We start from the raw sequence: 20,840 nt of genomic DNA, 5'->3' as shown, positions 1-20,840 counted from the left end.
CGTTATTCCCCGTTAGTGAAGCTGAAATTAGTGAGATACGATTCGTACAGGCGCACCGGCTCAACGTCATCAGGTAAACGCTTGGCAATGGCCTGGAAGCGGCGGTCGTCGTCGGTGACGATATAGGCAATACGCATTCCATCGACCTTGGCCAGCGCCTTGATAAAGGGTGTTGCTGCATCCACATTGCTTAGCAAGCCGTAGGCATCAGCCACCGCCCAACCGTCGCTTGGCAGCTCGTTTATACGACTGCCCCGCGCCCCAGCTCGCAGCCACAGCAACGGCGCAATCCGGTTGAACGCCAGGTTGTAACTGACCGACACCGGCGTTTCATAGGTCAGAGTGAAAAACTCGGCGTTCGCCTCAAAACCTTCGGCCATCGGGAACTCGTCAGTGAATTTGTAATCACCCATGATCGGAGTATGGTCTGGCGTCTTGCCGGTGATAGCCGCAGCTACACGCGGCTTGGTGATGTAATCGCAGATCCCGTACTTTTCCCATTCCGCATCACCAGGACGCAAGTTTTTTTCACGCAGTGTCTTTTGTTCATCAGCTCCAACTTCGTTATTGGTAACGCAAATACACTGGCGATTTCCCCCGTCCTGCTTATTGAGTCGCATCACCGCATGCGCGGTCGTGCCTGAGCCCGAGAAAAAATCAAGAATGGTTGCACTCTTGTTGTTTGCTATGAATAGCAGCAACGAGTCTTCCACTGCGTATAAAGACTTTGGAAAAGGGAAGGATCTTGTTGGCAGTAGCGCTCCTAAAACTTTCTTTCCGTGATCAGGAGCACTATGCCTGCTTTCTGTCCACACCGTAGTTGGCCGCGTAGTTTTTCCGCTAGGCGCGATGACAATCTTGGTTCCATCTTCTCGAATACCCGATACGATGTACTCTCCAGATTCAACCTTGCTAATCGCTGGCGCGGTAAGGTAGGAGATTGCATATGGCTGGAGCGAGTTCGTGCGACTTGCCCGAGCGAAACCACCACGTACCGCGCGCATGAGGCTGGGTCCCGTGAGCCCCCACTCCATCTCGACCCCATCATCGCGGACAGGAAAAACCGCAACAAGCCCTAGAGGCGCGGTAATACTCTCACGCGGCACATCGTGGGCTAAAGGCTCGCCAACGCTCTTTATCTTCGAGGTGATCGAATCGACAAAAACCGGATAAAACTGTCGAGGGCGATGCCCCCGAGTCGATTGCTCATCTGATCGCCGCAAATAAGGCCAACGAACGGGCAGCCCCTGTGAGTCACTCACAGCTATTCCAGAAACAGTGGATTCTCCGATCAGAACAAAATATGCGAACTCATCCACTCTGGCGAACATATCAGGGCGAGACGCTCCTTTGGGGTTCGTGGTGATCGACACCATCTGAATCCGAGTTTCAGGAAATACCTGTTCCAGCAGTAGTCCCAGCCTCAGATATTCCTTCTCATCAATGGTAATAATTAGGACAGAATTCGCCGGATTCAGCAGTTGCCTCGCGATTAGCAAGCGCCGCTCCATCATCGCTAGCCACTTGCTATGGCGGTAGAGGTCATCGGCTTCTACGTAATCGTTATTGTATTTCCAGTCTTTCGCGCCAGTGTTGTAAGGCGGATCAATATAGATGGCATCCACCTTACCCCTGTGCGTGTAGGTCAACGCCTTCAGAACATGGTAATTCTCACCATTAATGACGGTGTGGCACGGCTTGTCACCACCACGCAGTACCTTACCGGTGCTGACCAGACCCGGATAGATGGTGTCGCGAAACTCAGCCACCACCACCAGATCATCCAGCGCCACGGTCTGCGTTTCGGCCTCTGCCCCACCCAGCAACTCCAAGACAGCCGTCCTCTTGGTTTTGTGAATGATCTTCACCTGCCAAAGCCGCTGGTCACCCTTCTTGGTAGAGCCACGCTCCGGCAGCACGCGCACCTTGTCGCCCTTGCGCACCGGCCGCAAGGGCAGCTCGACCGCTTCGGGGCTATGCCGTTCGAAGTTCAGCCCGAAGGGAAGACGCGACGATAGGAACTTGAACTCTCGATCCAACTCGGCCCCTAACGCCGGGTCTTTGGCTTTTGCCTTGGCAATTAAATCAGTCAGTCTGGACACGGAATTCTTTCTCTCTTTTGTATCTGCACTATTGATGACGCGGTTGTACTACGCCGCAATGCTTGTAAATGGTGGTTCGAGATACGCCATAGCGGCGCGCCACGTCCGCGACTTGGATATCGGGATCGCGCAGCAGGGCTTTGATCTCTCTAACCTGCTTCTCGTCCAGCTTCGGCTTGCGACCACCCGCCCGGCCTCGGGCACGCGCTGCAGCCAAACCAGCATGCGTGCGCTCCCGGATCAAGCCACGTTCAAATTCCGCCAATGCCGCGAACACATGAAAAACCAGTTTGCCCGCTGCACTGTCTGTTTCAATCTTTTCTGTCATACTTTCGAAGCCGATGCCGCGCTGCTCAAGGTCGGCCACGATCTGCACCAAGTCGGGCAGGCTGCGCCCGAGTCGATCCAGCCGCCACACCACCAGGGTATCCCCTGCCCGCAGTGCCTTGCGGCACTGCTCAAGCTCCGGCCGCGCTGTATTTTTGCCGCTGGCTGCTTCTTCGTAGATCACGCCGCACCCAGCCTGCTGGAGCGCGTCGCGCTGCAGCTCTAGGTGCTGATCGTCGGTCGATACGCGCGCGTACCCTATGCGTTGATTCATGGACGCATCCAGGACATTGAAAGATTGACGACTATCTTAACACCTGTAGGCGGCTTTCACGAAGGGAGAGTGCACCACTTACATCTGTTCAGAAAACCTCTGTTTTCCATGCTCAGGAAGTAGGAGATGGAGACCATTGATGGTCAGAAAGTAGCTCACCCGGATGCCGGATATCTGGCTCAGCACACGCAACCAATGTCACGTTTGGGCAGAGTAAGTGGCGCAAAAAAGCAGGAGCCACAGAGGCTTTCGGATTGCGATTCCTTATTATGAAGTCGCTTTACATGCGCTCTATCTTAGCAATCAAGCACTTATGTTCCGTTAGTTGCGCTGTAAAGGTGGTTTAGTTCACTATGCGGTTGACGATTGTTTGACAGTTTCCGTCCAATCGAGTTGTCGGTTGAATCCGGAATAGTTAATCTGCCGAAAACATCAGCAGCTTTCGGTTTACTTCCTCGCATGCGAGATTAGTGGTTAGGTCCAGTGCGCGTCGTAGGAAGGTATCGATTTCTCAGCAGTGGATCGATGGTAAGTTAATCTCGAAAACATTTGCTTGAATAGTGGAACTGGCGTGGATCGTGCCGCCATGAGCCTCGACAATCGACCTTGCTATCGCCAAGCCAAGACCAGCTCCCTCTCCGCTGCGTTGACGTGAGGCGTCAGTTCGATAGAACCTTTCAAAGATACGATCTATGTGTTCGGCGGGAATAATGGGTCCAGGATTCTCGACCCGTACTGTCGCTGTGTTCGGCCCTGCCTGAAGTGTGACGCTGACTGCATTCCCAACCGGCGTATAGCGAATAGCGTTCGATAATAAATTGCTCAATGCTCGGCGGACCATCAGCCTGTCCCCTAGGATGCAAATCTGCTCGCCGATGATGTCTAAGTCCACCTGGCGCTCTTCGGCCCAAGCACCAAAGTAGTCGAAAAGGATACGTATCTCGGACTCGAGCTCGATCTTGACGAGTTCCGGTTTAAGCAAGTTGTTGTCCGCTTGCGCCAGAAACAGCATATCGCTGACCATTTTGGCCATGCGCTCATACTCTTCCAGGTTGGAGTACAGAATTTCGCGGTACTGTTCCATAGTCCTGGACTGGGACAACGCCACCTCGGTCTGAGTTTTTAGGTTTGTAATGGGGGTACGGAGCTCGTGCGCAATATCGCCTGAAAAATCGGACAAACGACGAAAGACAGCCTCAAGTCGATCAAGCATTCCATTGAAAGAAGTGGCGAGCTCTATCAGTTCAGCAGGAACGGCTTCTGGCTGCAACCTTATATGCAGTTGATCGGACCTGATTTTCCGGATTTCGCGACTGATACGCCGTATCGGTGCATGGCCTTGATGCACTGCGAGCCAAGTGGCCAGAATCGCGATCAGGCAGGCGGCGACCGTGATGATTCGAAGGTAGGTTCGGAAGCTTTCCAAATAATGCAGGTGGAAGTTAATGCCGGTCGCCACAGCGATGGTCAGTTTGCTCGACCCGGGCAAGTTGTCAGCTGAGGTTCGTAGTACGGCCCCTCGAAATGTCGCTCCTTGATCTTTCCATATGCCAACTGTTTCAATTGTGATGTTTTCTACAGGTCGAGCAATTCTGGCAAACCTATCCAGGTTCGATCCTGGCGAAGCATAAATCTGGACGCCATCTTCCGAAGAGATGCGATATTCAGCGTTATGGTGGCCTGACACGGCATTGGCAAACCGCTCGTTCAACTCTCCAGGCGCTATGTTGGGCGGTAGCGTTGCCAGTGTATGTTTCAATGCCTGGACGACGGCATTGAGTTCGTCCACGTCTTGTTGGACGAAATGATCGTTGATCGATCGTTCAACGATCCAGCCGAATGTGAGTAGTACGACTGTTATGACCGCCCCAATGGAAACGGTAAGACGTACAGCTAGAGATGCCGGCCGAGTTTTCATTAACTATTCGGGAAGGGTCACATCGAGCATATAGCCCATGCCGCGCACCGTATGGATAAGCTTAGGGTCATAGTCGTCATCAATTTTGGCACGTAGGCGCCGGATTGCCACATCGATGACATTGGTGTCGCTGTCAAAGTTCATATCCCATACCTGGGAGGCGATCAATGAACGTGGCAGCACTTCGCCTTGCCGGCGTACCAAGAGCTCCAACAGGGCGAACTCCTTGTTTGTCAGATTAATGCGCACATTCTGCCGCTGAGCCCGACGCCGTGGAATATCGAGCACGAGATCGGCTATCTGTAGTTGGTCTTGAAAGGCAGGGGCGGAGCCTCGTCGCAACAAAGTGCGGACCCGTGCCAGAAGTTCTGAAAAAGCGAAGGGTTTTACCAAGTAATCGTCGGCGCCCAGCTCCAGCCCCTTGACCCGATCTTCTACGCTATCCCGGGCAGTTAAAAAGAGCACCGGCGTAGACGACTTGGCATCGCGCAATGCTTGCACGATTCGCCAGCCATCCACGTCTGGCAGCATGACGTCAAGGATAATTAGATCGTACGAACCCGTCAGGGCAAGGTGGTGGCCATCCAATCCGGTGCGCGCGAGATCCACGACGAAGCCGGACTCCACGAGCCCTTGGCGCACGTAATCACCCGTTTTGATTTCATCTTCGACCACGAGCAATTTCATGGGGTTATTCCTGTAAGCCTCTTAGGACCGCAATAAAAAGAATGGCCTCTTCAACCTGATCTCAATTATTAAACTGTAGTGCGATGGTGCTGACACGAACATGACGCTAGGATTACAAAATTGTAATGTTAGTCCGGAGTCATCGCGTATAAAACGCAGATCGCACGAAAATCGAGACTTTTAGGAGCAAACTGCTGCGTTTACGGCATTCGAATTGCTAAGTAAAGGTTGTGGTTTCGCAAAGCAAGCCACGTAACAACCACACCTCAACCTCGTTGGAGATCCAATATGCCTCATGAAAAGTTTCAATCGTGCATCGACGCTTGCTATGCCTGCGCCACAGAGTGCGACCACTGTGCTGCTTCGTGCCTTGCGGAACAAGACGTCAAAAGCATGGCGCGCTGCATAAAGCTGGATATGGATTGCGCACAAATTTGCCGCTTGGCGGCCAGTTATATGGCCAGGGGCAGTGAATTCGCCCAGGCGCTTTGTCGCCTGTGCGCTGATGTTTGCCAAGCGTGCGGAGATGAATGCGCCAAGCATCAAATGGATCACTGCCAGCGCTGCGCCGAGGCTTGCCGCAAGTGTGCCGAAGAGTGCAGGCGGATGGCGCAAATGGCCTAAGCGACCCGCACTACAGAACTGCTGCTCTATAAAGTGGGCAAACGATCAATCAGGGCCAGCGTGTACCACTGCACCTGGCCTTTTATGTCATTTTCAGAAGACGACTGCACCAATCAACGAGACATGAAGCCTGCTGTGCATACGGCTCCTGACAGCCCGATATCAGGACTCCTCTGCACGAAACTCGTCTATGCTCAATACTCGTGTGCACCAAAGCGAGGCGAGCATGGCGACCGATACCGTACCGATTGCCGAGCGCGGCGTAGCCACCCTGTCAGAACAGGCATGGGAGCGTGCTCGCTGCTGCGCGGAGATCATTGGGCCGTTGGCGCAGTCGGAGACGGTCGGGCATGAAGCGGCCGACGCAGCAGCCCAGGCGCTGGGTCTGTCCCGGCGGCAGGTCTACGTCCTGATCCGCCGTGCCCGGCAAGGTTCGGGGCTGGTCACTGATTTGGCTCTTGGACAGTCGAGCGGTGGCAAAGGTAAAGGCCGCTTGCCGGAGTCGGTCGAACGAATCATCCGCGAGCTACTGCAAAAGCGCTTCCTGACCAAGCAGAAGCGCAGCTTGGCGGCGTTCCACCGTGAAGTTGCGCGGGTGTGCAAGCTGCAAAAGCTGCGGATGCCGGCGCGCAACACGGTCGCGTTGCGGATCGCCAGCCTTGATCCACTCAAGACCACTCGACTTCGGGAAGGCCAGGATGCGTCCCGCATCCTGCAAGGTGTTGGCGGTGTTCCTCCGCCAGTCTCCGCACCGCTGGAGCAGGTACAGATCGACCACACAGTCATCGACCTGATCGTGGTGGACGAGCGCGACCGGCAACCGATTGGCCGTCCGTACCTGACCCTCGCCATCGACGTGTTCACCCGCTGCGTGGTTGGCATGGTGGTCACGTTAGAAGCGCCATCTGCCGTCTCGGTCGGCCTGTGCCTCGCACACGCCGGTTGCGACAAGCGCCCTTGGTTGGAAAGGTTGGACGTGGAAATGGACTGGCCGATGAGCGGCAAGCCCGCGCTGCTCTACCTGGACAACGCGGCCGAATTCAAGAGCGAGGCGCTACGCCGTGGCTGCGAGCAGCATGGCATCCGGTTGGACTATCGGCCTCTCGGGCAGCCGCACTATGGCGGCATCGTGGAACGGATCATCGGCACGGCGATGCAAATGATCCACGACGAATTGCCGGGGACGACCTTCTCCAACCCTGACCAGCGCGGGGAATACGCCTCCGAGAAGATGGCCGCCCTGACACTGCGCGAGCTGGAACGCTGGCTCGCATTGGCGGTTGGCACCTATCACGGCTCCGTGCACAACGGCCTGCTCCAACCGCCGGCCGCACGCTGGGCCGAAGCTGTCGCGCGTACCGGCGTTCCAACCGTCATCACTCGCACCACGGCTTTTCTGGTCGATTTCCTGCCCGTCCTCCGCCGCACCCTGACCCGCACTGGCTTCGTCATCGACCACATCCACTACTACGCCGATGCGCTCAAGCCGTGGATAGCTCGGCGCGACCGCCTGCCTGCGTTCCTGATCCGGCGCGACCCACGCGACATCAGCCGCATTTGGGTGCTGGAGCCGGAGGGGCAGCACTATCTGGAAATTCCATACCGTACCTTGTCGCACCCGGCTGTCACCCTCTGGGAACAACGGCAGGCGCTGGCGAAATTGCGGCAGCAAGGGCGCGAACAGGTGGATGAGTCGGCGCTGTTCCGCATGATCGGGCAGATGCGCGAAATCGTGACCACTGCGCAGAAAGCCACGCGCAAGGCGCGGCGCGACGCGGATCGACGCCAGCATCTCAAGTCAACGGAACAACCTGTCAAAACCACGCCACCAGCGGACACGGACATGGCAGACCCGCAGGCGGACAACCAGCCACCTGCCAAACCGTTCGACCAGATTGAGGAGTGGTAGCCGTGGACGAATATCCCATCATCGACCTGTCCCACCTGCTGCCGGCGGCCCAGGGCTTGGCCCGTCTCCCGGCGGACGAGCGCATCCATCGCCTTCGCGCCGACCGCTGGATCGGCTATCCGCGAGCAGTCGAGGCGTTGAACCGGCTGGAAGCCCTGTATACGTGGCCAAACAAACAACGCATGCCCAACCTGCTGTTGGTCGGTCCAACCAACAACGGCAAGTCGATGATCGTCGAGAAGTTCCGCCGCGCCCACCCGGCCAGCTCCGACGCCGACCAGGAGCACATCCCGGTATTGGTCGTGCAGATGCCGTCCGAGCCATCGGTGATCCGCTTCTACGTCGCGCTGCTCGCGGCGATGGGAGCACCATTGCGACCGCGCCCACGGCTGCCGGAAATAGAGCAACTGGCGCTGACACTGCTGCGCAAGCTCGGTGTGCGTTTGCTGGTGATCGACGAGCTGCACAACGTCCTGGCCGGCAACAGCGTCAACCGCCGGGAATTCCTCAACCTGCTGCGCTTCCTCGGCAACGAATTGCGCATCCCGCTGGTCGGTGTGGGCACACGCGACGCCTACCTGGCCATCCGCTCGGATGACCAGTTGGAAAATCGCTTCGAGCCGATGATGCTGCCGGTGTGGGAGGCCAACGACGATTGCTGTTCACTGCTGGCCAGCTTCGCGGCTTCGCTCCCGCTGCGGCGACCTTCGTCGATTGCCACGCTGGACATGGCTCGCTACCTGCTCACGCGCAGCGAGGGCACTATTGGCGAGCTGGCGCACCTATTGATGGCGGCGGCCGTGGCCGCCGTGGAGAGTGGTGAGGAAGCGATCAACCACCGCACGCTCAGCATGGCCGATTACACCGGTCCCAGCGAGCGGCGGCGGCAATTCGAGCGGGAACTGATGTGAAGCCAGCGCCACGCTGGCCACTGCATCCGGCACCCAGGGAAGCCGAAGCCCTGTCTTCGTGGCTCAACCGCGTGGCCCTTTGCTATCACATGGAAGTGTCCGAGCTGCTGGAGCACGATCTTGGTCACGGCCAGGTTGATGACCTGGACACCGCGCCACCACTGGCGCTGCTGGCGATGCTCTCCCAGCGGAGCGGTATCGAGCTGGATCGGCTGCGCTGCATGAGTTTCGCCGGCTGGGTGCCTTGGCTACTGGACAGCCTTGATGATCAGATTCCAGCCGCATTGGAAACCTATGCGTTCCAGCTCTCGGTACTGCTGCCGAGACTCCGCCGTAAGACGCGATCCATCACGAGCTGGCGTGCCTGGCTGCCCACCCAACCGATACACCGCGCCTGTCCGCTCTGCCTGAACGATCCGGAGAACCAAGCCGTACTGCTCGCGTGGAAGCTGCCCCTGATGCTGAGCTGCCCACTGCATGGCTGCTGGCTGGAATCCTATTGGGGCGTGCCAGGGCGGTTTCTCGGCTGGGAGAACGCCGACGCCGAACCGCGCACTGCCAGCGACGCGATTGCGGCGATGGACCAGCGTACCTGGCAGGCACTGACGACCGGCCACGTGGAGTTGCCGCGCCGACGCATCCACGCCGGATTGTGGTTTAGGCTGCTACGCACGCTGCTCGATGAGCTGAACACCCCGCTTTCGACGTGCGGCACCTACGCGGGGTATCTCCGCCAAATCTGGGAATGCTGCGGGCATCCGCTGCGTGCTGGGCAAAGTCTGTGGCGACCGTATGAAACCCTGAACCCGGCAGTACGGTTGCAGATGCTGGAGGCGGCGGCAACGGCAATCAGCTTGATTGAGGTGAGGGATATAAGCCCGCCAGGCGAGCACGCAAAGCTATTCTGGTCCGAGCCCCAAACCGGGTTCACCAGTGGCCTGCCGGCGAAAGCGCCGAAGCCCGAACCCGTCGATCACTGGCAGCGTGCAATCCAGGCCATTGATGAGGCCATCATTGAAGCACGACACAACCCCGAGACGGCACGCTCGCTGTTCGCGTTGGCTTCCTATGGTCGGCGCGACCCCGCTTCCTTGGAACAGTTGCGCGCCACCTTCGCGAAGGAAGGCATCCCCCCGGAATTTCTGTCACATTATGAGCCTAGCCTACCCTTTGCATGCCTTAGACAGAATGACGGGTTAAGTGACAAATTTTGACGTGCAGAGCTTCCCGATGCAAACTGTCACATAATCGAACGTATATGTGACAGGTACAAGATGCTGATTGGCTACATGCGAGTATCGAAGGCGGATGGCTCCCAGGCGACGGACTTGCAGCGCGATGCGCTGGTCGCGGCCGGTGTTGATCCGGCGCATCTCTATGAAGACCAAGCGTCCGGAAAACGCGAGGATCGTCCCGGTCTGGCGAGCTGTCTGAAGGCACTACGGCCAGGCGACACGTTGGTCGTTTGGAAACTGGATCGGCTCGGGCGCGACCTGCGCCATCTGATCAATACCGTCCATGACCTGACCGGACGCGGCATCGGCCTCAAGGTGCTGACCGGGCACGGCGCGGCCATTGACACCACGACCGCCGCCGGCAAGCTGGTCTTCGGTATCTTCGCCGCGCTGGCCGAGTTCGAGCGCGAGTTGATCGCCGAGCGCACCGTGGCGGGCCTGGCCTCAGCACGGGCACGCGGCCGGAAAGGCGGCCGGCCGTTCAAGATGACCGCCGCCAAGCTGCGGCTGGCGATGGCGGCAATGGGGCAGTCAGAGACCAAGGTCGGCGACCTGTGCCAGGAACTTGGCATCACGCGGCAGACCCTGTATCGGCATATTTCACCCAAGGGCGAGCTACGTCCAGATGGCGAGAAGCTACTCAGCCGAATTTGATGCCGACATGAGGCGACGTAGCGAAAGCGTGGTTTGTCTCAATTTGACGGCGGCGAACCGCAAGCGTTCGGTTCGCCGCTCGTTTCGGTCGCAGTGCTGGCCCGCGCCTGGAAACGTTGATAACACTCCAGCCCGCAGAAGTGCTCGACGTACTCCGCGCCTTCCGGTGTGAAGGCGGCATCGAGCGGAATTTCCTTGCAGCACACGCAGCAACTGGTGGCGGTCGGATCATTTGCATTCATGGTGGCACCCCTCCATTGACTGACGAAGACGGCGAATGCCGCCGCCGGCATCGGCTTTGCGAACAGAAAGCCTTGCCCGCGCTCGAACGCTTGGGCCCTCCGCCGTAGTCCATCCATCCGGCCGGGAAGCGCTCATGATCTTTCCCTGAATGCCCGCAACGCCCGCGCCAGTGACAGAAGAAACAGGCCGGTCAAACCGAGCGCCGTGATGACCCAATACTCGACAAGGAATGCACCGGCGGTTGTGCCGGCCAGCACGGCAGCGAGGATGGACAGGTGGCAGGGGCAAGTCAGCACGGCCAGCGTGCCCCACAGGTAGCCGGTGAACGGTTTGTGCGTCTCGGCCGGCATGCGCTCGGGGCTGTTCATGGCAAACTCTCCGCATGCTGTGCCGGCGCGGTCGGCATGGCGGCCAACTGCACTTCCAGATTGGCCAACGCTTCGCGCCGGCGTTCGACGAACTGACGCAGCACAGCAAGCTGCGCGGCAGTTTCATCGCAGTTCGCCGCATCCAGCGCCCGGCACAGCCGCGCCAATGCGCCGAGGCCGATGCCCGCCTCGAAGGCGGCCCGCACGAAGCACAGTCGCTGCAAGGCGGCGTCATCGAACAGGCCGTAGCCACCCGTGGTGCAGGCGACTGGCCGCAGCAATCCACGCAGCAGGTAATCGCGCACGATATGCACACTCACCCCGGCATCAAAGGCCAACCGGGACACCGTGTAGGCGTTCATCGAACACCTCCTTTTCCTCATCCGGCACAACACGAAAGCTGCTTCACGTCCTTGCTGAAGGTCTGCGCCGCGAGCTTCAACCCCTCGACCATCGTCAGGTAGGGGAACAACTGGTCGGCCAGTTCCTGCACCGTCATGCGGTTGCGAATGGCGAGAACAGCCGTCTGGATCAATTCGCCGGCTTCCGGGGCGACGACCTGCACGCCGATGAGCCGTCCGCTACCTTCCTCGATGACCAGCTTGATAAAGCCGCGTGTGTCGAAGTTGGCAAGCGCACGCGGCACGTTGTCGAGCGTGAGCGTGCGACTGTCGGTTTCGATCCCGTCGTGATGCGCTTCCGCTTCGCTGTAGCCCACGGTTGCTACTTGCGGATCGGTGAACACCACGGCCGGCATCGCGGTTAGATTGATGGCAGCATCCCCTCCGGTCATGTTGATCGCGGCACGGGTGCCGGCCGCTGCCGCCACATAGACGAATTGTGGCTGGTCCGTGCAGTCGCCGGCCGCGTAAATGTGTGGCGTGCTGGTGCGCATGCCCTTGTCGATGACGATGGCACCCTGCGCATTGACGGTGACTCCCGCCGCGTCGAGTGCCAGGCTGCGCGTGTTCGGTGTCCGTCCGGTAGCGACCAGCAGCTTGTCGGCACGTACTTCACCGTGTCCCGTGGTCAGCACGAATTCGCCGTTCACATGCGCGACCTGGCTGGCTTGCGTGTGTTCCAGTACCTTGATCCCTTCGGCACGGAAGGCCGCTGTGACGGCCTCGCCGATGGACGGGTCGTCGCGGAAGAACAGCGTGTTGCGAGCTAGGATCGTGACCTGGCTGCCCAGCCGGGCGAAGGCTTGCGCCAGTTCCAGCGCGACCACCGACGAGCCGATCACGGCTAGGCGTTCGGGAAGGGTGTCGCTGACCAGGGCCTCGGTCGAAGTCCAGTAGGGTGACTCTTTCAGGCCCGGAATCGGCGGCACGGCCGGGCTGGCACCCGTGGCGACTAAGCAGCGGTCGAAAGCTACCACGCGCTCGCCACCATCGTTTAAACGGACGACCAGGCTCTGCTCATCCTTGAAACGCGCCTCACCATGTACAACGGTGATGGCCGGGTTGCCGTCCAGAATGCCTTCGTACTTGGCATGGCGCAGTTCTTCGACGCGCGCCTGCTGCTGGGCCAGTAGTTTGCTGCGGTCAATCGCAGGCACAGTCGCCGCGATACCGCCGTCGAACGGACTTTCCCGACGTAAATGGGCGATGTGGGCGGCGCGAATCATGATCTTGGACGGCACGCAGCCGACGTTGACGCAGGTGCCGCCGATGGTGCCGCGCTCGATCAGCGAGACGTGCGCGCCTTGCTCGACGGCCTTCAGTGCTGCCGCCATTGCCGCGCCACCGCTACCAATGACGACGACCTGCAACGGGCGTTCGTTGCCACTGGGCTTATCAGCGGCCCCTATCCAGCCGCGCATCTTGTCGAGCAGGCCGGCGCGGTTGTCCGTCGGTGGCGCATCGGCAAGCGTTGCCTCGTAGCCCAGTCCGGCCACGGCGGTAGTCAGCGCATCCGATGACGTGCCCGCCTCAATGGCGAGTTGCGCTGTGCCCTTCGGATAGGACACCAGCGCCGATTGCACGCCGGGCACTTTCTCCAAGGCTTCCTTGACGTGAGCCGCGCACGAGTCGCAGGTCATCCCGGTGATTTTCAGGGTGGTCATGTATTTTTCCTTTTCTGTGGTGGCTACGGCTGTTGCCGTCAGCCACGTTGTTCTGGCAATTCACAGCTGTCCGGCCCGCAGCGGCGATGTGCTGGCGAGATGAAATCCCAGACCGACACCCCAACCATCAAGGCCAGGCCGACATAGAGCAGTCCACCGCTCTGCCAGCCGTAAGCCCGCATTAAAAACACCGCTGCCAGCACCAAGATCGGGCCTATCGTGCCGAGCGCCGTGCGTCGCCACTGTCGATGATTGAGCCAAGCGATAGCATTGGCGAGTAACGCGATGCCGGCGAACATCGGCAGCAGGATGCCAATGAATAGCCCCTCGTACTGGCTCAAGAAGCCCAGTCCGATGGCCGCGCCAAAGCTGGCGATGGCAGGAAAACAGGCGGCGCAGCCCATCGCGGAAACGACGCTGCCGAGCGCGCCGGTTTTGCCAGCGATGCGCGTGATGAGTCCCATGTGTCGCTCCCGAGTTCGGTTAACGGATCAGCGTTTGAGGCTGGACGGATAGCCCGCGTCCTCGGTCGCCTTGGTCAACTTCTGGACGTTGGTCTTGGCATCGTCGAAGGTGACGACGGCCTGGCGCTTGTCGAAACTTACGTCGGTCTTGCTCACGCCCTCAACCTTGGAAAGCGCGTGCTTGACAGTGATCGGGCAAGAGGCGCAGGTCATGCCAGGCACGGACAGCGTGACGGTCTGAGTGGCGGCGAACACGGGGGCAACGAAAGCGGCGAGAGCGAGGGAGGCAAACAGCTTTTTCATGATGAACTCCTGATTAGTAGAAAAATGGCATGACGTAGGGAAAACCAAGCGCGACCAAGACCAACACGGCGACGAACCAGAAAATGAGCTTGTAGGTGGTGCGCACTTGCGGAATCGCGCACACCTCGCCCGGCTTGCAGGCTGCGGTCGGTCGGACGATGCGCCGCCAGGCAAAGAACAGTGCAACCAGCGCCGCGCCGATGAAGATCGGCCGATACGGCTCCAATACCGTCAGGTTGCCGATCCAAGCGCCGCTGAACCCCAAGGTGACCAGAACCAGCGGCCCCAGGCAGCAGGCCGAGGCGAGGATGGCAGCCAGCCCGCCGGCGAAGAGCGCCCCGCGCCCGTTTTGTGGTTCAGACATGCGCGTGTCCTTTCGAATTTAAATTGGATAGCGTAACCTTACTTCCGTAGTCATGTACGGAGTCAAGCAATATGGAAAACAATTTGGAAAATCTGACCATCGGCGTTTTCGCCAAGGCGGCCGGGGTCAACGTAGAGACCATCCGGTTCTATCAGCGCAAGGGCTTGTTGCCGGAGCCGGACAAGCCTTACGGCAGCATCCGCCGCTATGGCGAGGCGGATGTAACGCGGGTGCGGTTCGTGAAATCAGCCCAGCGGCTGGGCTTCAGTCTGGATGAAATAGCCGAACTGCTGCGGCTGGAGGATGGCACCCATTGCGAGGAAGCCAGTAGTCTGGCCGAGCACAAGCTCAAGGACGTGCGCGAAAAAATGACTGACTTGGCGCGTATGGAGTCGGTGCTTTCCGAACTTGTGTGTGCCTGCCACCTGCGGCAGGGGAATGTTTCTTGCCCGCTGATTGCTTCACTGCAAGGGAAGAAAGAACCGCGCAGTACCGACGCGGTGTAGCCAAGGGAACTACGCCTAAGCGTGCTTTATTTTCCGTTTTCTGAGGTGACGTCAACCGTCAGAAAAAACCGTGCGGCCGACTTTTGATAATTCGTGCTATCGCCTTCTGAAAATGACATTTTAAGCTTTGCGCGATGGACTGTAGCCCGCCTCGCGGATCGCCAGTTCTACGGCCCCTGCGTCGCAAACGCCTTCCACGTGCACGCAATGCTGGGGCAAGTCAATAGCAACAACAGCTTCGGGCGCGACCCTCTTGACGGCCGCAGTGACAGCACCGACGCAGTGCCCACAGGTCATGTCGTTCACTTCAAACTGAAGCATTGCTTTCCTCTCTTCGTTACTCATCAAATCGAATACTGCAGCTTAAACGTTCCCATAGTGGCAATGTCAACCGATACGGTGGTTTTTGCTGGACGTTGTAAATAAAAAACGCTTTGTCTCAGGCAGGATAGCGCCAGTGAAGCAATGCGAGCGCTTTGTACATATGGCAACAAATCTCTTGCTTCCCGAGCTCTTTTTCCACAGATGACAGAGATGTAATGCCCACGCAATCAGCCTGACAGCAAGGAATCGGTACAGTAGGCTCATCGCTAGAATTTCGCATGGAGCGCTAGCTAGCGTTAAGTACAAGGAGAGCCGAAAATGAAATGCGATATGAAGACGATGCTCAAAGCCGGTCTTGGGCTAGTCGTGCTGATTGCTGTGGCCTATGCAACGTTGCCTGCTGCCCGTGAGTGGATTACTGCAGTAAGCCCGTTCTTATTCTTCTTGATCTGTCCGCTGATGATGGTTTTCATGATGAAAGGCATGCAGTCGTGCCACAACGATAATGGTCCAGAGAAGGGTGAATCCGCACAAATGCCAATGCCGGAAAGGGCTAATACCGAGGTCCACCCACGTCTACTGGAGTACAAGAAAGCGCTTTGAAGCTTGAGTAGGCCATGGGAATCAAATCCACACGAATAGCTGTTCTAGCGCTGGCCGTAATTGGGCTGCTGGCTGTATTGGCGTTCGTTTTTATGGGCGTCATGATGATCTGGATGATGAGTAGTTGAAGTGAGAAATTTAGAAGTACGGCCAGATCCACGAGTATTAGGGCGTTGGCTGCTGCTTCTTCGACCAATTAGAACCAATGTCCACCACATTACAAAAATGTAATTTCCAGGTCATCGGTGCGACAGATGCACTTCGGTAAAGTGCGAATAATCGCTCAATGTTTCGGTAATGCAGTTACCAGGCTGGGCGACAAAATTACGTAATTAACAGGATATGCACTCGTGAAACGCCCAACTACGCTAGCCGTTCCCATCCCGACCATGCCGCGACGCCGATTTGTTCAAGGCCTTGCGGCCGGTGGCGTGCTGCTTGGTCTGTCGCCATTTGCTCGTGCTGCTGGAGTGCGACCGGATGGAACGAGTACCGGCTCAGCGGCAGTGCTGAGTGGCACTGAGTTCGATCTGGAGATCGGTGAATCGCCCGTCAATTTCACTGGCAACGCTCGCATGGCGACGACAGTCAATGGCTCGCTACCGGCACCGACCTTGCGTTGGCGCGAAGGCGATACGGTCACCATTCGCGTCAAGAACCGCTTGAATGAAACCACCTCGATCCATTGGCACGGCATCATCCTGCCGTTTCAGATGGATGGTGTGCCGGGGATTAGTTTTACAGGAATTCCGCCTGGTGAAACGTTCACGTATCGGTTCAAAGTGCAGCAAAGCGGCACCTACTGGTATCACTCGCACTCGGGCATGCAGGAGGCCACGGGTGTCTATGGGGCGATCATTATTGATCCGGCGCAAGCCGACCCCATACGGGCCGATCGCGAGTACGTCGTTCAACTCTCTGACTGGACCGACGAAGATCCGATGCGGGTCTTAGCCAAGCTCAAGATGCAAGGCGACTACTACAACTATAACCAGCCCACCGCCGTGGATTTCTTCCAAGATGCGTCGCAGATGGGCCTGAAAGCGGCCATCGACAAGCGCAAAATGTGGAATGAGATGCGCATGAGCCCGACCGATCTGGCCGACCTGTCCGCGAACGTCCTGACCTATCTGATGAACGGCACCACGCCTGCAGGCAACTGGACGGGATTATTTCGACCAGGTGAACGTGTTCGGCTGCGTTTTATCAACGGTGCCGCCAACACCTTCTACGATGTACGCATTCCGGGCCTTCAGTTGACCGTGGTTCAAGCCGATGGTGTAAATGTCGAGCCAGTGACCGTCGATGAGTTCCGGTTCGGGCCCGGGGAAACCTATGATGTTTTGGTGCAGCCCAAAGACGATGCTTACACCGTTTATGCGCAAGCCATGGATCGCACGGGATATGCACGCGGGACGCTGGCTACACGTGCCGGGCTCGAAGCGCCTGTGCCCGCGCTTGACCCAGCGCAATGGCTAACCATGGCGGACATGATGGGTTCAATGGGTGGGGGCATGGCAGGAATGAGCCATGGCGCGGCCAGCCAATCTTCGATGGGCGGCATGGACCATGGCGGTATGGCAGGGATGAACCATGGCAGCATGCAGGGCATGAATCACGCAGGCATGGCTGGCATGGACCACGGCGCGATGTCCGCAGCTGGCGCTAGTGCCCAGGTGCGCCATGCCAGAACCGAGTACGCCGCTAGCACCGATATGCGGGTAGACATGCCGCGTACCAACCTAGACGATCCCGGCATCGGTCTGCGTAATAACGGCCGGCGCGTGCTCACACTCTCGGACTTGCACACCGTAGGCGGTGCGATGGATCCGCGCGGCGCAGAGCGTGAAATCGAGCTTCATCTGACCGGCAATATGGAACGCTATACGTGGTCGTTCGACGGTGTGGAGTTCGGAAAATCCACACCAGTTCACTTCCGTTACGGCGAACGGGTTCGGGTCATATTGCACAACGACACCATGATGACGCATCCCATGCACTTGCACGGCATGTGGAGTGAGCTGGAAGCGCCGGACGGGAAGTTTCAAGCCCGACGCCACACAATTCCCGTGCAACCGGCTCAGCGTATCAGCTTTCTTGTAACCGCCGATGCGCTTGGGCGCTGGGCCTGGCATTGCCACCTGATGCTGCATATGGATGCGGGGATGTTTCGCGAAGTGGTGGTGGCATGAAGACATTGAACGATACGTTAGGCATCCTGGTCATGAACAATCAATTGAAAAAGAAACTCCTTTCGGCGGTAATCGCTACAGTGGGGGTGATGCCCGTGTTTGCCTATGCGCAGACGCATGCGGGTCACGCCGGCCACACCTCCGCGCCGTCAGAAACCAGCACACAGCCGAAAACCTCAGGCATGGACCATGGTTCTATGGACATGTCAGGTATGAATCACGGTTCGACGGACATGTCCGGTATGAACCATGGAGCGGGGAAAGCGCCAGCCCAGGGTCATGACCCCATGAAGATGCCTATGAAGCAGACCGACCCCGGCAAAAGTACCTCCGCTATGCCGGGGATGAAGCACGGCCAGTCGGGCTCTAGTGCGCCAGCCCCTGACCACAATATGGGTGCGATGGACGATGGCGACGGCGAAATGGATCATGGCGATATGCAGATGCAAGGCGGCTCGGCCCCACCGGATGCTCGCGATCCGGATGCCTACTCCGATGGCTACGTGCGTAATGCGGGCAAGTATGCACTGCCACCATCCGATGCGCTAATCATGTCGGACATGCACAACTTCGGTTCCGTCAATTTTGACCGACTCGAGTACGTCAGAGCTCGAGGCGAGGAATGGGCGGCCTATGAAGGGGAAGCCTGGTATGGCAGCACCTATAACCGCGCCGTGATCAAGGTGGAAGGCGAAATAGCAAGCGGAAAACTGCAGGAATCCGAGACGCAACTGCTTTGGCGTCATGCGGTTTCGACATTCTGGGATACGGAACTTGGCGTTCGATTCGATCACGGCCAAGACGCACCGAACCGGGAATGGCTGGCATTTGGCGTTAAAGGACTAGCGCCTTACTGGTTTGAGGTGGATGCCACTGCCTATGTCGGGCCCAGCGGACGCACCGCTCTGGGGCTGAAGGCCGAATACGACATTTTGCTGACCCAGAGGCTCTATCTTCAACCGAGCGTCGAAGTGAATTTCTATGGCAAGGACGATGAACGTTGGGGTATCGGCAGCGGCTTGACCGACGGTACCGCAGGCTTGCGCCTCAAGTACGAAGTCACCCGTCAGTTTGTTCCCTACATTGGCGTTGAATGGGCCAGCAAATTTGGAAAAACGGCGGATTACGCGCGCGCAGCGGGCGACTCCAAGCAGGAAACCCGTTTCGTAGCTGGTTTAAGTTTTCGCTTTTGATGTTGCCTTTTCCTATGGGCAGCGTGAAGCGGCTGCCCGCCCAAACAAATCTCATGAGAGTATTTATGATGAAAAAAACCCTTTCTATTCTGGCTTTGAGCGTGTTGCCAGCCCTCGCATTGGCTGCGGGTAACCATGCCGGGGGGCATGGTGCGCCGGCGCACGGCATGCCTGGCCACGACATGTCCACGATGTCGAACGCACCGTCGCTAACTGGCCAGCCTGGTGACCCAGCTAAAGTGACACGTACCATCGAATTGACGATGGACGACACCATGCGGTTTACGCCTGGTGAAATCCAGGTTAGTGCCGGCGAGACCGTTCGCTTCTTTATAAAGAACACGGGGAAGATCCCGCATGAAATGGTGATCGGCTCCATTGCCGAACTGAAGGCGCATGCGGTCGAAATGCAAAAAATGCCAGGGATGCAGCATGCGGAGCCGAATATGATCACATTGGCACCGGGTAAGATTGGCGGCCTGGTGTGGAAGTTCGACCAAGCGGGCACCGTCGATTTCGCTTGCTTGATCCCTGGTCATATGGAGGCTGGAATGATCGGTAAGGTCAAGGTCAGCTGACCTGTCGCATAGAAATGTCACAGAGAACACTGATCTTTGGCGTGGTCGGCGTCGCCATAATGGGTGTCGCCGCCATCCTTTACAGTACGATGCGGCAATCAGGCCCGGCATTCATTGACCCTGCGAATCAAACTCTTGTGATGCAGGGCAAAGCCATTTACACGAACAACTGCGCCGCGTGCCATGGCGAATCGCTGCAAGGGCAACCGAACTGGCGTGAGCGCATGCCCAATGGGAAATTGTCCGCACCGCCGCACGACAAGACCGGCCATACCTGGCATCATCCCGACGCGATGTTGGTCGATATGGTGAGGAACGGCCTGGTCCCAGGGAAGACAGCGCCTGCGGGTTATGTAAGCGACATGCCTGCTTATGGCGGCATCTTGTCCGACGACGAGATTATTGCCGTACTCACTTATATCAAGAGTACCTGGCCCCCAAAGGTTCTGGAGGCGCAAAAAGAAGTCACTTTGCAACGCCAGAATTAAGCTACTCGAGCGTGGGTCCTTTATCTTTACTATGAAAAATTCAAGTTTTACGTTTTCCCTGGAGAGGGTTTCATGAAATTATGGCTAGCAGCGGTTGCCTTAACGGCCGCATCCTCCTTTGCACATGCGGCCAGCACGGCCATCACGGTCTACCAGGATCCCAATTGCGGCTGCTGCTCGGGCTGGGTCGAGCATATGCGGGAGTCCGGCTTTGATGTTACGGCGATAAAGACGGCCGACATGGCTTCGGTCAAGGAGAAACTCGGTGTGCCGTCGCAGCTTAGCTCATGTCACACTGGCGTAGTCGAGGCCACCGGCCAAATCATAGAAGGGCACGTACCGGCAAGCGTTGTCAACAAATTGCTCGACGACCGTTCAGTGAAGGGCGTGTCGGCGCCAGGGATGCCTTTGAACGCGCCAGGTATGGGAAAGCTTGACGGCAATCTGGTTACTGTTGACTTTACCGGCAGGCCGTTTTCCAGGGATTAAAGCTGCACAGAAAGACGGA

At 58.0% G+C, this 20,840-nt stretch carries 24 protein-coding genes; 12 read left to right on the top strand and 12 right to left on the bottom strand.

Annotated features, from left to right (window positions below; all coding sequences use genetic code 11):
- Positions 1 to 2: 2 nt before the first annotated feature.
- From ACYVIS_RS00800 to ACYVIS_RS00785, 4 genes are all read right to left on the bottom strand, one after another.
- Complete coding sequence (locus ACYVIS_RS00800) at positions 3 to 2,102, bottom strand: site-specific DNA-methyltransferase (protein ID WP_460872997.1); 2,100 nt, start codon at positions 2,100 to 2,102, stop codon at positions 3 to 5.
- A gap of 28 nt (positions 2,103 to 2,130) precedes the next feature.
- Positions 2,131 to 2,703: a recombinase family protein gene (locus ACYVIS_RS00795; RefSeq protein WP_460872996.1), complete on the bottom strand. Its 573-nt coding sequence runs from the start codon at positions 2,701 to 2,703 to the stop codon at positions 2,131 to 2,133.
- Positions 2,704 to 3,214: 511 nt separating this feature from the next.
- Positions 3,215 to 4,621 (bottom strand): Cu(+)/Ag(+) sensor histidine kinase, encoded by a 1,407-nt coding sequence (locus ACYVIS_RS00790; protein ID WP_460872995.1) that lies wholly within the window; start codon positions 4,619 to 4,621, stop codon positions 3,215 to 3,217.
- Between the two features lie 3 nt (positions 4,622 to 4,624).
- Positions 4,625 to 5,308 carry a heavy metal response regulator transcription factor gene (locus ACYVIS_RS00785; RefSeq protein WP_102075217.1) on the bottom strand — a complete coding sequence of 228 codons (684 nt, stop codon included), beginning with the start codon at positions 5,306 to 5,308 and terminating at the stop codon, positions 4,625 to 4,627.
- Between the two features lie 288 nt (positions 5,309 to 5,596).
- On the opposite strand from ACYVIS_RS00785, the gene ACYVIS_RS00780 reads away from it, so the two are divergent.
- The 5 genes from ACYVIS_RS00780 to ACYVIS_RS00760 all read left to right on the top strand — a co-directional run bounded on the left by ACYVIS_RS00780 (position 5,597) and on the right by ACYVIS_RS00760 (position 10,641).
- Positions 5,597 to 5,932: a four-helix bundle copper-binding protein gene (locus tag ACYVIS_RS00780; RefSeq protein WP_102075216.1), complete on the top strand. Its 336-nt coding sequence runs from the start codon at positions 5,597 to 5,599 to the stop codon at positions 5,930 to 5,932.
- A gap of 190 nt (positions 5,933 to 6,122) precedes the next feature.
- Complete coding sequence (locus ACYVIS_RS00775; protein ID WP_460872994.1) at positions 6,123 to 7,841, top strand: transposase; 1,719 nt, start codon at positions 6,123 to 6,125, stop codon at positions 7,839 to 7,841.
- A gap of 2 nt (positions 7,842 to 7,843) precedes the next feature.
- A complete protein-coding gene (locus ACYVIS_RS00770; RefSeq protein ID WP_013741668.1) occupies positions 7,844 to 8,752 on the top strand; it encodes a TniB family NTP-binding protein in 909 nt (302 codons plus the stop codon).
- Complete coding sequence (locus ACYVIS_RS00765; RefSeq protein WP_009288528.1) at positions 8,749 to 9,966, top strand: TniQ family protein; 1,218 nt, start codon at positions 8,749 to 8,751, stop codon at positions 9,964 to 9,966. Before ACYVIS_RS00770 ends, ACYVIS_RS00765 begins: the two co-directional genes overlap by 4 nt.
- A 60-nt stretch (positions 9,967 to 10,026) precedes the next feature.
- On the top strand, positions 10,027 to 10,641 hold the full coding sequence (locus tag ACYVIS_RS00760; protein ID WP_010981357.1) for a recombinase family protein: 615 nt from the start codon (positions 10,027 to 10,029) through the stop codon (positions 10,639 to 10,641).
- Between the two features lie 38 nt (positions 10,642 to 10,679).
- Here the strand turns inward: ACYVIS_RS00760 and ACYVIS_RS00755 are convergent, their stop codons facing one another.
- The 7 genes from ACYVIS_RS00755 to merT form a co-directional block, all read right to left on the bottom strand.
- Positions 10,680 to 10,883, bottom strand: a complete 204-nt coding sequence (locus ACYVIS_RS00755) for a DUF3330 domain-containing protein (RefSeq protein WP_005413391.1) — start codon at positions 10,881 to 10,883, stop codon at positions 10,680 to 10,682.
- 132 nt (positions 10,884 to 11,015) lie between these two features.
- Entirely contained in the window at positions 11,016 to 11,252 is a 237-nt protein-coding gene (merE, locus tag ACYVIS_RS00750; protein WP_005413392.1) for a broad-spectrum mercury transporter MerE, read from the bottom strand.
- Positions 11,249 to 11,614, bottom strand: coding sequence for a mercury resistance co-regulator MerD (merD, locus tag ACYVIS_RS00745; RefSeq protein WP_005798827.1), 366 nt, complete (start codon positions 11,612 to 11,614; stop codon positions 11,249 to 11,251). The genes merE and merD overlap by 4 nt, the downstream gene beginning before the upstream one ends.
- Positions 11,615 to 11,631: 17 nt before the next feature.
- Positions 11,632 to 13,317, bottom strand: coding sequence for a mercury(II) reductase (gene merA, locus ACYVIS_RS00740; protein WP_005798829.1), 1,686 nt, complete (start codon positions 13,315 to 13,317; stop codon positions 11,632 to 11,634).
- A 38-nt stretch (positions 13,318 to 13,355) separates the two neighbouring features.
- Positions 13,356 to 13,781, bottom strand: coding sequence for an organomercurial transporter MerC (gene merC / locus ACYVIS_RS00735; RefSeq protein ID WP_000522996.1), 426 nt, complete (start codon positions 13,779 to 13,781; stop codon positions 13,356 to 13,358).
- Between the two features lie 27 nt (positions 13,782 to 13,808).
- Complete coding sequence (gene merP, locus ACYVIS_RS00730; RefSeq protein WP_004178136.1) at positions 13,809 to 14,084, bottom strand: mercury resistance system periplasmic binding protein MerP; 276 nt, start codon at positions 14,082 to 14,084, stop codon at positions 13,809 to 13,811.
- Between the two features lie 13 nt (positions 14,085 to 14,097).
- Positions 14,098 to 14,448 (bottom strand): mercuric ion transporter MerT, encoded by a 351-nt coding sequence (gene merT / locus ACYVIS_RS00725; RefSeq protein ID WP_005798838.1) that lies wholly within the window; start codon positions 14,446 to 14,448, stop codon positions 14,098 to 14,100.
- Positions 14,449 to 14,519: 71 nt separating this feature from the next.
- On the opposite strand from merT, the gene merR reads away from it, so the two are divergent.
- Entirely contained in the window at positions 14,520 to 14,954 is a 435-nt protein-coding gene (gene merR, locus ACYVIS_RS00720) for an Hg(II)-responsive transcriptional regulator (protein ID WP_005798840.1), read from the top strand.
- Between the two features lie 120 nt (positions 14,955 to 15,074).
- On the opposite strand, the gene ACYVIS_RS00715 is transcribed toward merR, so the two are convergent.
- Positions 15,075 to 15,275, bottom strand: a complete 201-nt coding sequence (locus ACYVIS_RS00715; RefSeq protein ID WP_460872993.1) for a heavy-metal-associated domain-containing protein — start codon at positions 15,273 to 15,275, stop codon at positions 15,075 to 15,077.
- 321 nt (positions 15,276 to 15,596) lie between these two features.
- Here ACYVIS_RS00715 and ACYVIS_RS00710 point away from each other — a divergent pair, with 321 nt between their 5' ends.
- The 6 genes from ACYVIS_RS00710 (at position 15,597) to ACYVIS_RS00685 (ending at position 20,821) form a co-directional block, all read left to right on the top strand.
- Positions 15,597 to 15,881, top strand: a complete 285-nt coding sequence (locus ACYVIS_RS00710) for a DUF2933 domain-containing protein (RefSeq protein ID WP_460872992.1) — start codon at positions 15,597 to 15,599, stop codon at positions 15,879 to 15,881.
- Between the two features lie 389 nt (positions 15,882 to 16,270).
- The gene (locus tag ACYVIS_RS00705; RefSeq protein WP_460873182.1) at positions 16,271 to 18,073 is read left to right on the top strand and encodes a copper resistance system multicopper oxidase; all 1,803 of its coding nucleotides are present in this window, start codon (positions 16,271 to 16,273) and stop codon (positions 18,071 to 18,073) included.
- Positions 18,070 to 19,266, top strand: coding sequence for a copper resistance protein B (locus tag ACYVIS_RS00700; protein ID WP_460872991.1), 1,197 nt, complete (start codon positions 18,070 to 18,072; stop codon positions 19,264 to 19,266). Before ACYVIS_RS00705 ends, ACYVIS_RS00700 begins: the two co-directional genes overlap by 4 nt.
- 68 nt (positions 19,267 to 19,334) lie before the next feature.
- Entirely contained in the window at positions 19,335 to 19,844 is a 510-nt protein-coding gene (locus ACYVIS_RS00695) for a cupredoxin domain-containing protein (protein WP_199173356.1), read from the top strand.
- 14 nt (positions 19,845 to 19,858) lie between these two features.
- A complete protein-coding gene (locus ACYVIS_RS00690) occupies positions 19,859 to 20,332 on the top strand; it encodes a c-type cytochrome (RefSeq protein ID WP_460872990.1) in 474 nt (157 codons plus the stop codon).
- A gap of 72 nt (positions 20,333 to 20,404) precedes the next feature.
- Positions 20,405 to 20,821 carry a DUF411 domain-containing protein gene (locus tag ACYVIS_RS00685; protein ID WP_102075212.1) on the top strand — a complete coding sequence of 139 codons (417 nt, stop codon included), beginning with the start codon at positions 20,405 to 20,407 and terminating at the stop codon, positions 20,819 to 20,821.
- Positions 20,822 to 20,840: the final 19 nt, after the last annotated feature.

This window comes from Paralcaligenes ginsengisoli (assembly GCF_054781135.1).
This window is presented reverse-complemented; position numbering and strand designations above follow the sequence as displayed.

Bases quoted from the DNA above. Each gene is read 5' to 3' on its own strand.
- ACYVIS_RS00795 (WP_460872996.1), bottom strand. From the start codon at position 2,703: ATGAATCAACGCATAGGGTACGCGCGCGTATCGACCGACGATCAGCAC.
- ACYVIS_RS00790 (WP_460872995.1), bottom strand. From the start codon at position 4,621: ATGAAAACTCGGCCGGCATCTCTAGCTGTACGTCTTACCGTTTCCATT.
- ACYVIS_RS00785 (WP_102075217.1), bottom strand. From the start codon at position 5,308: ATGAAATTGCTCGTGGTCGAAGATGAAATCAAAACGGGTGATTACGTG.
- ACYVIS_RS00780 (WP_102075216.1), top strand. From the start codon at position 5,597: ATGCCTCATGAAAAGTTTCAATCGTGCATCGACGCTTGCTATGCCTGC.
- ACYVIS_RS00775 (WP_460872994.1), top strand. From the start codon at position 6,123: ATGCTCAATACTCGTGTGCACCAAAGCGAGGCGAGCATGGCGACCGAT.
- ACYVIS_RS00760 (WP_010981357.1), top strand. From the start codon at position 10,027: ATGCTGATTGGCTACATGCGAGTATCGAAGGCGGATGGCTCCCAGGCG.
- ACYVIS_RS00755 (WP_005413391.1), bottom strand. From the start codon at position 10,883: ATGAATGCAAATGATCCGACCGCCACCAGTTGCTGCGTGTGCTGCAAG.
- merE (WP_005413392.1), bottom strand. From the start codon at position 11,252: ATGAACAGCCCCGAGCGCATGCCGGCCGAGACGCACAAACCGTTCACC.
- merD (WP_005798827.1), bottom strand. From the start codon at position 11,614: ATGAACGCCTACACGGTGTCCCGGTTGGCCTTTGATGCCGGGGTGAGT.
- merA (WP_005798829.1), bottom strand. From the start codon at position 13,317: ATGACCACCCTGAAAATCACCGGGATGACCTGCGACTCGTGCGCGGCT.
- merC (WP_000522996.1), bottom strand. From the start codon at position 13,781: ATGGGACTCATCACGCGCATCGCTGGCAAAACCGGCGCGCTCGGCAGC.
- merP (WP_004178136.1), bottom strand. From the start codon at position 14,084: ATGAAAAAGCTGTTTGCCTCCCTCGCTCTCGCCGCTTTCGTTGCCCCC.
- merT (WP_005798838.1), bottom strand. From the start codon at position 14,448: ATGTCTGAACCACAAAACGGGCGCGGGGCGCTCTTCGCCGGCGGGCTG.
- merR (WP_005798840.1), top strand. From the start codon at position 14,520: ATGGAAAACAATTTGGAAAATCTGACCATCGGCGTTTTCGCCAAGGCG.
- ACYVIS_RS00715 (WP_460872993.1), bottom strand. From the start codon at position 15,275: ATGCTTCAGTTTGAAGTGAACGACATGACCTGTGGGCACTGCGTCGGT.
- ACYVIS_RS00710 (WP_460872992.1), top strand. From the start codon at position 15,597: ATGAAATGCGATATGAAGACGATGCTCAAAGCCGGTCTTGGGCTAGTC.
- ACYVIS_RS00705 (WP_460873182.1), top strand. From the start codon at position 16,271: ATGCCGCGACGCCGATTTGTTCAAGGCCTTGCGGCCGGTGGCGTGCTG.
- ACYVIS_RS00700 (WP_460872991.1), top strand. From the start codon at position 18,070: ATGAAGACATTGAACGATACGTTAGGCATCCTGGTCATGAACAATCAA.
- ACYVIS_RS00695 (WP_199173356.1), top strand. From the start codon at position 19,335: ATGAAAAAAACCCTTTCTATTCTGGCTTTGAGCGTGTTGCCAGCCCTC.
- ACYVIS_RS00690 (WP_460872990.1), top strand. From the start codon at position 19,859: ATGTCACAGAGAACACTGATCTTTGGCGTGGTCGGCGTCGCCATAATG.
- ACYVIS_RS00685 (WP_102075212.1), top strand. From the start codon at position 20,405: ATGAAATTATGGCTAGCAGCGGTTGCCTTAACGGCCGCATCCTCCTTT.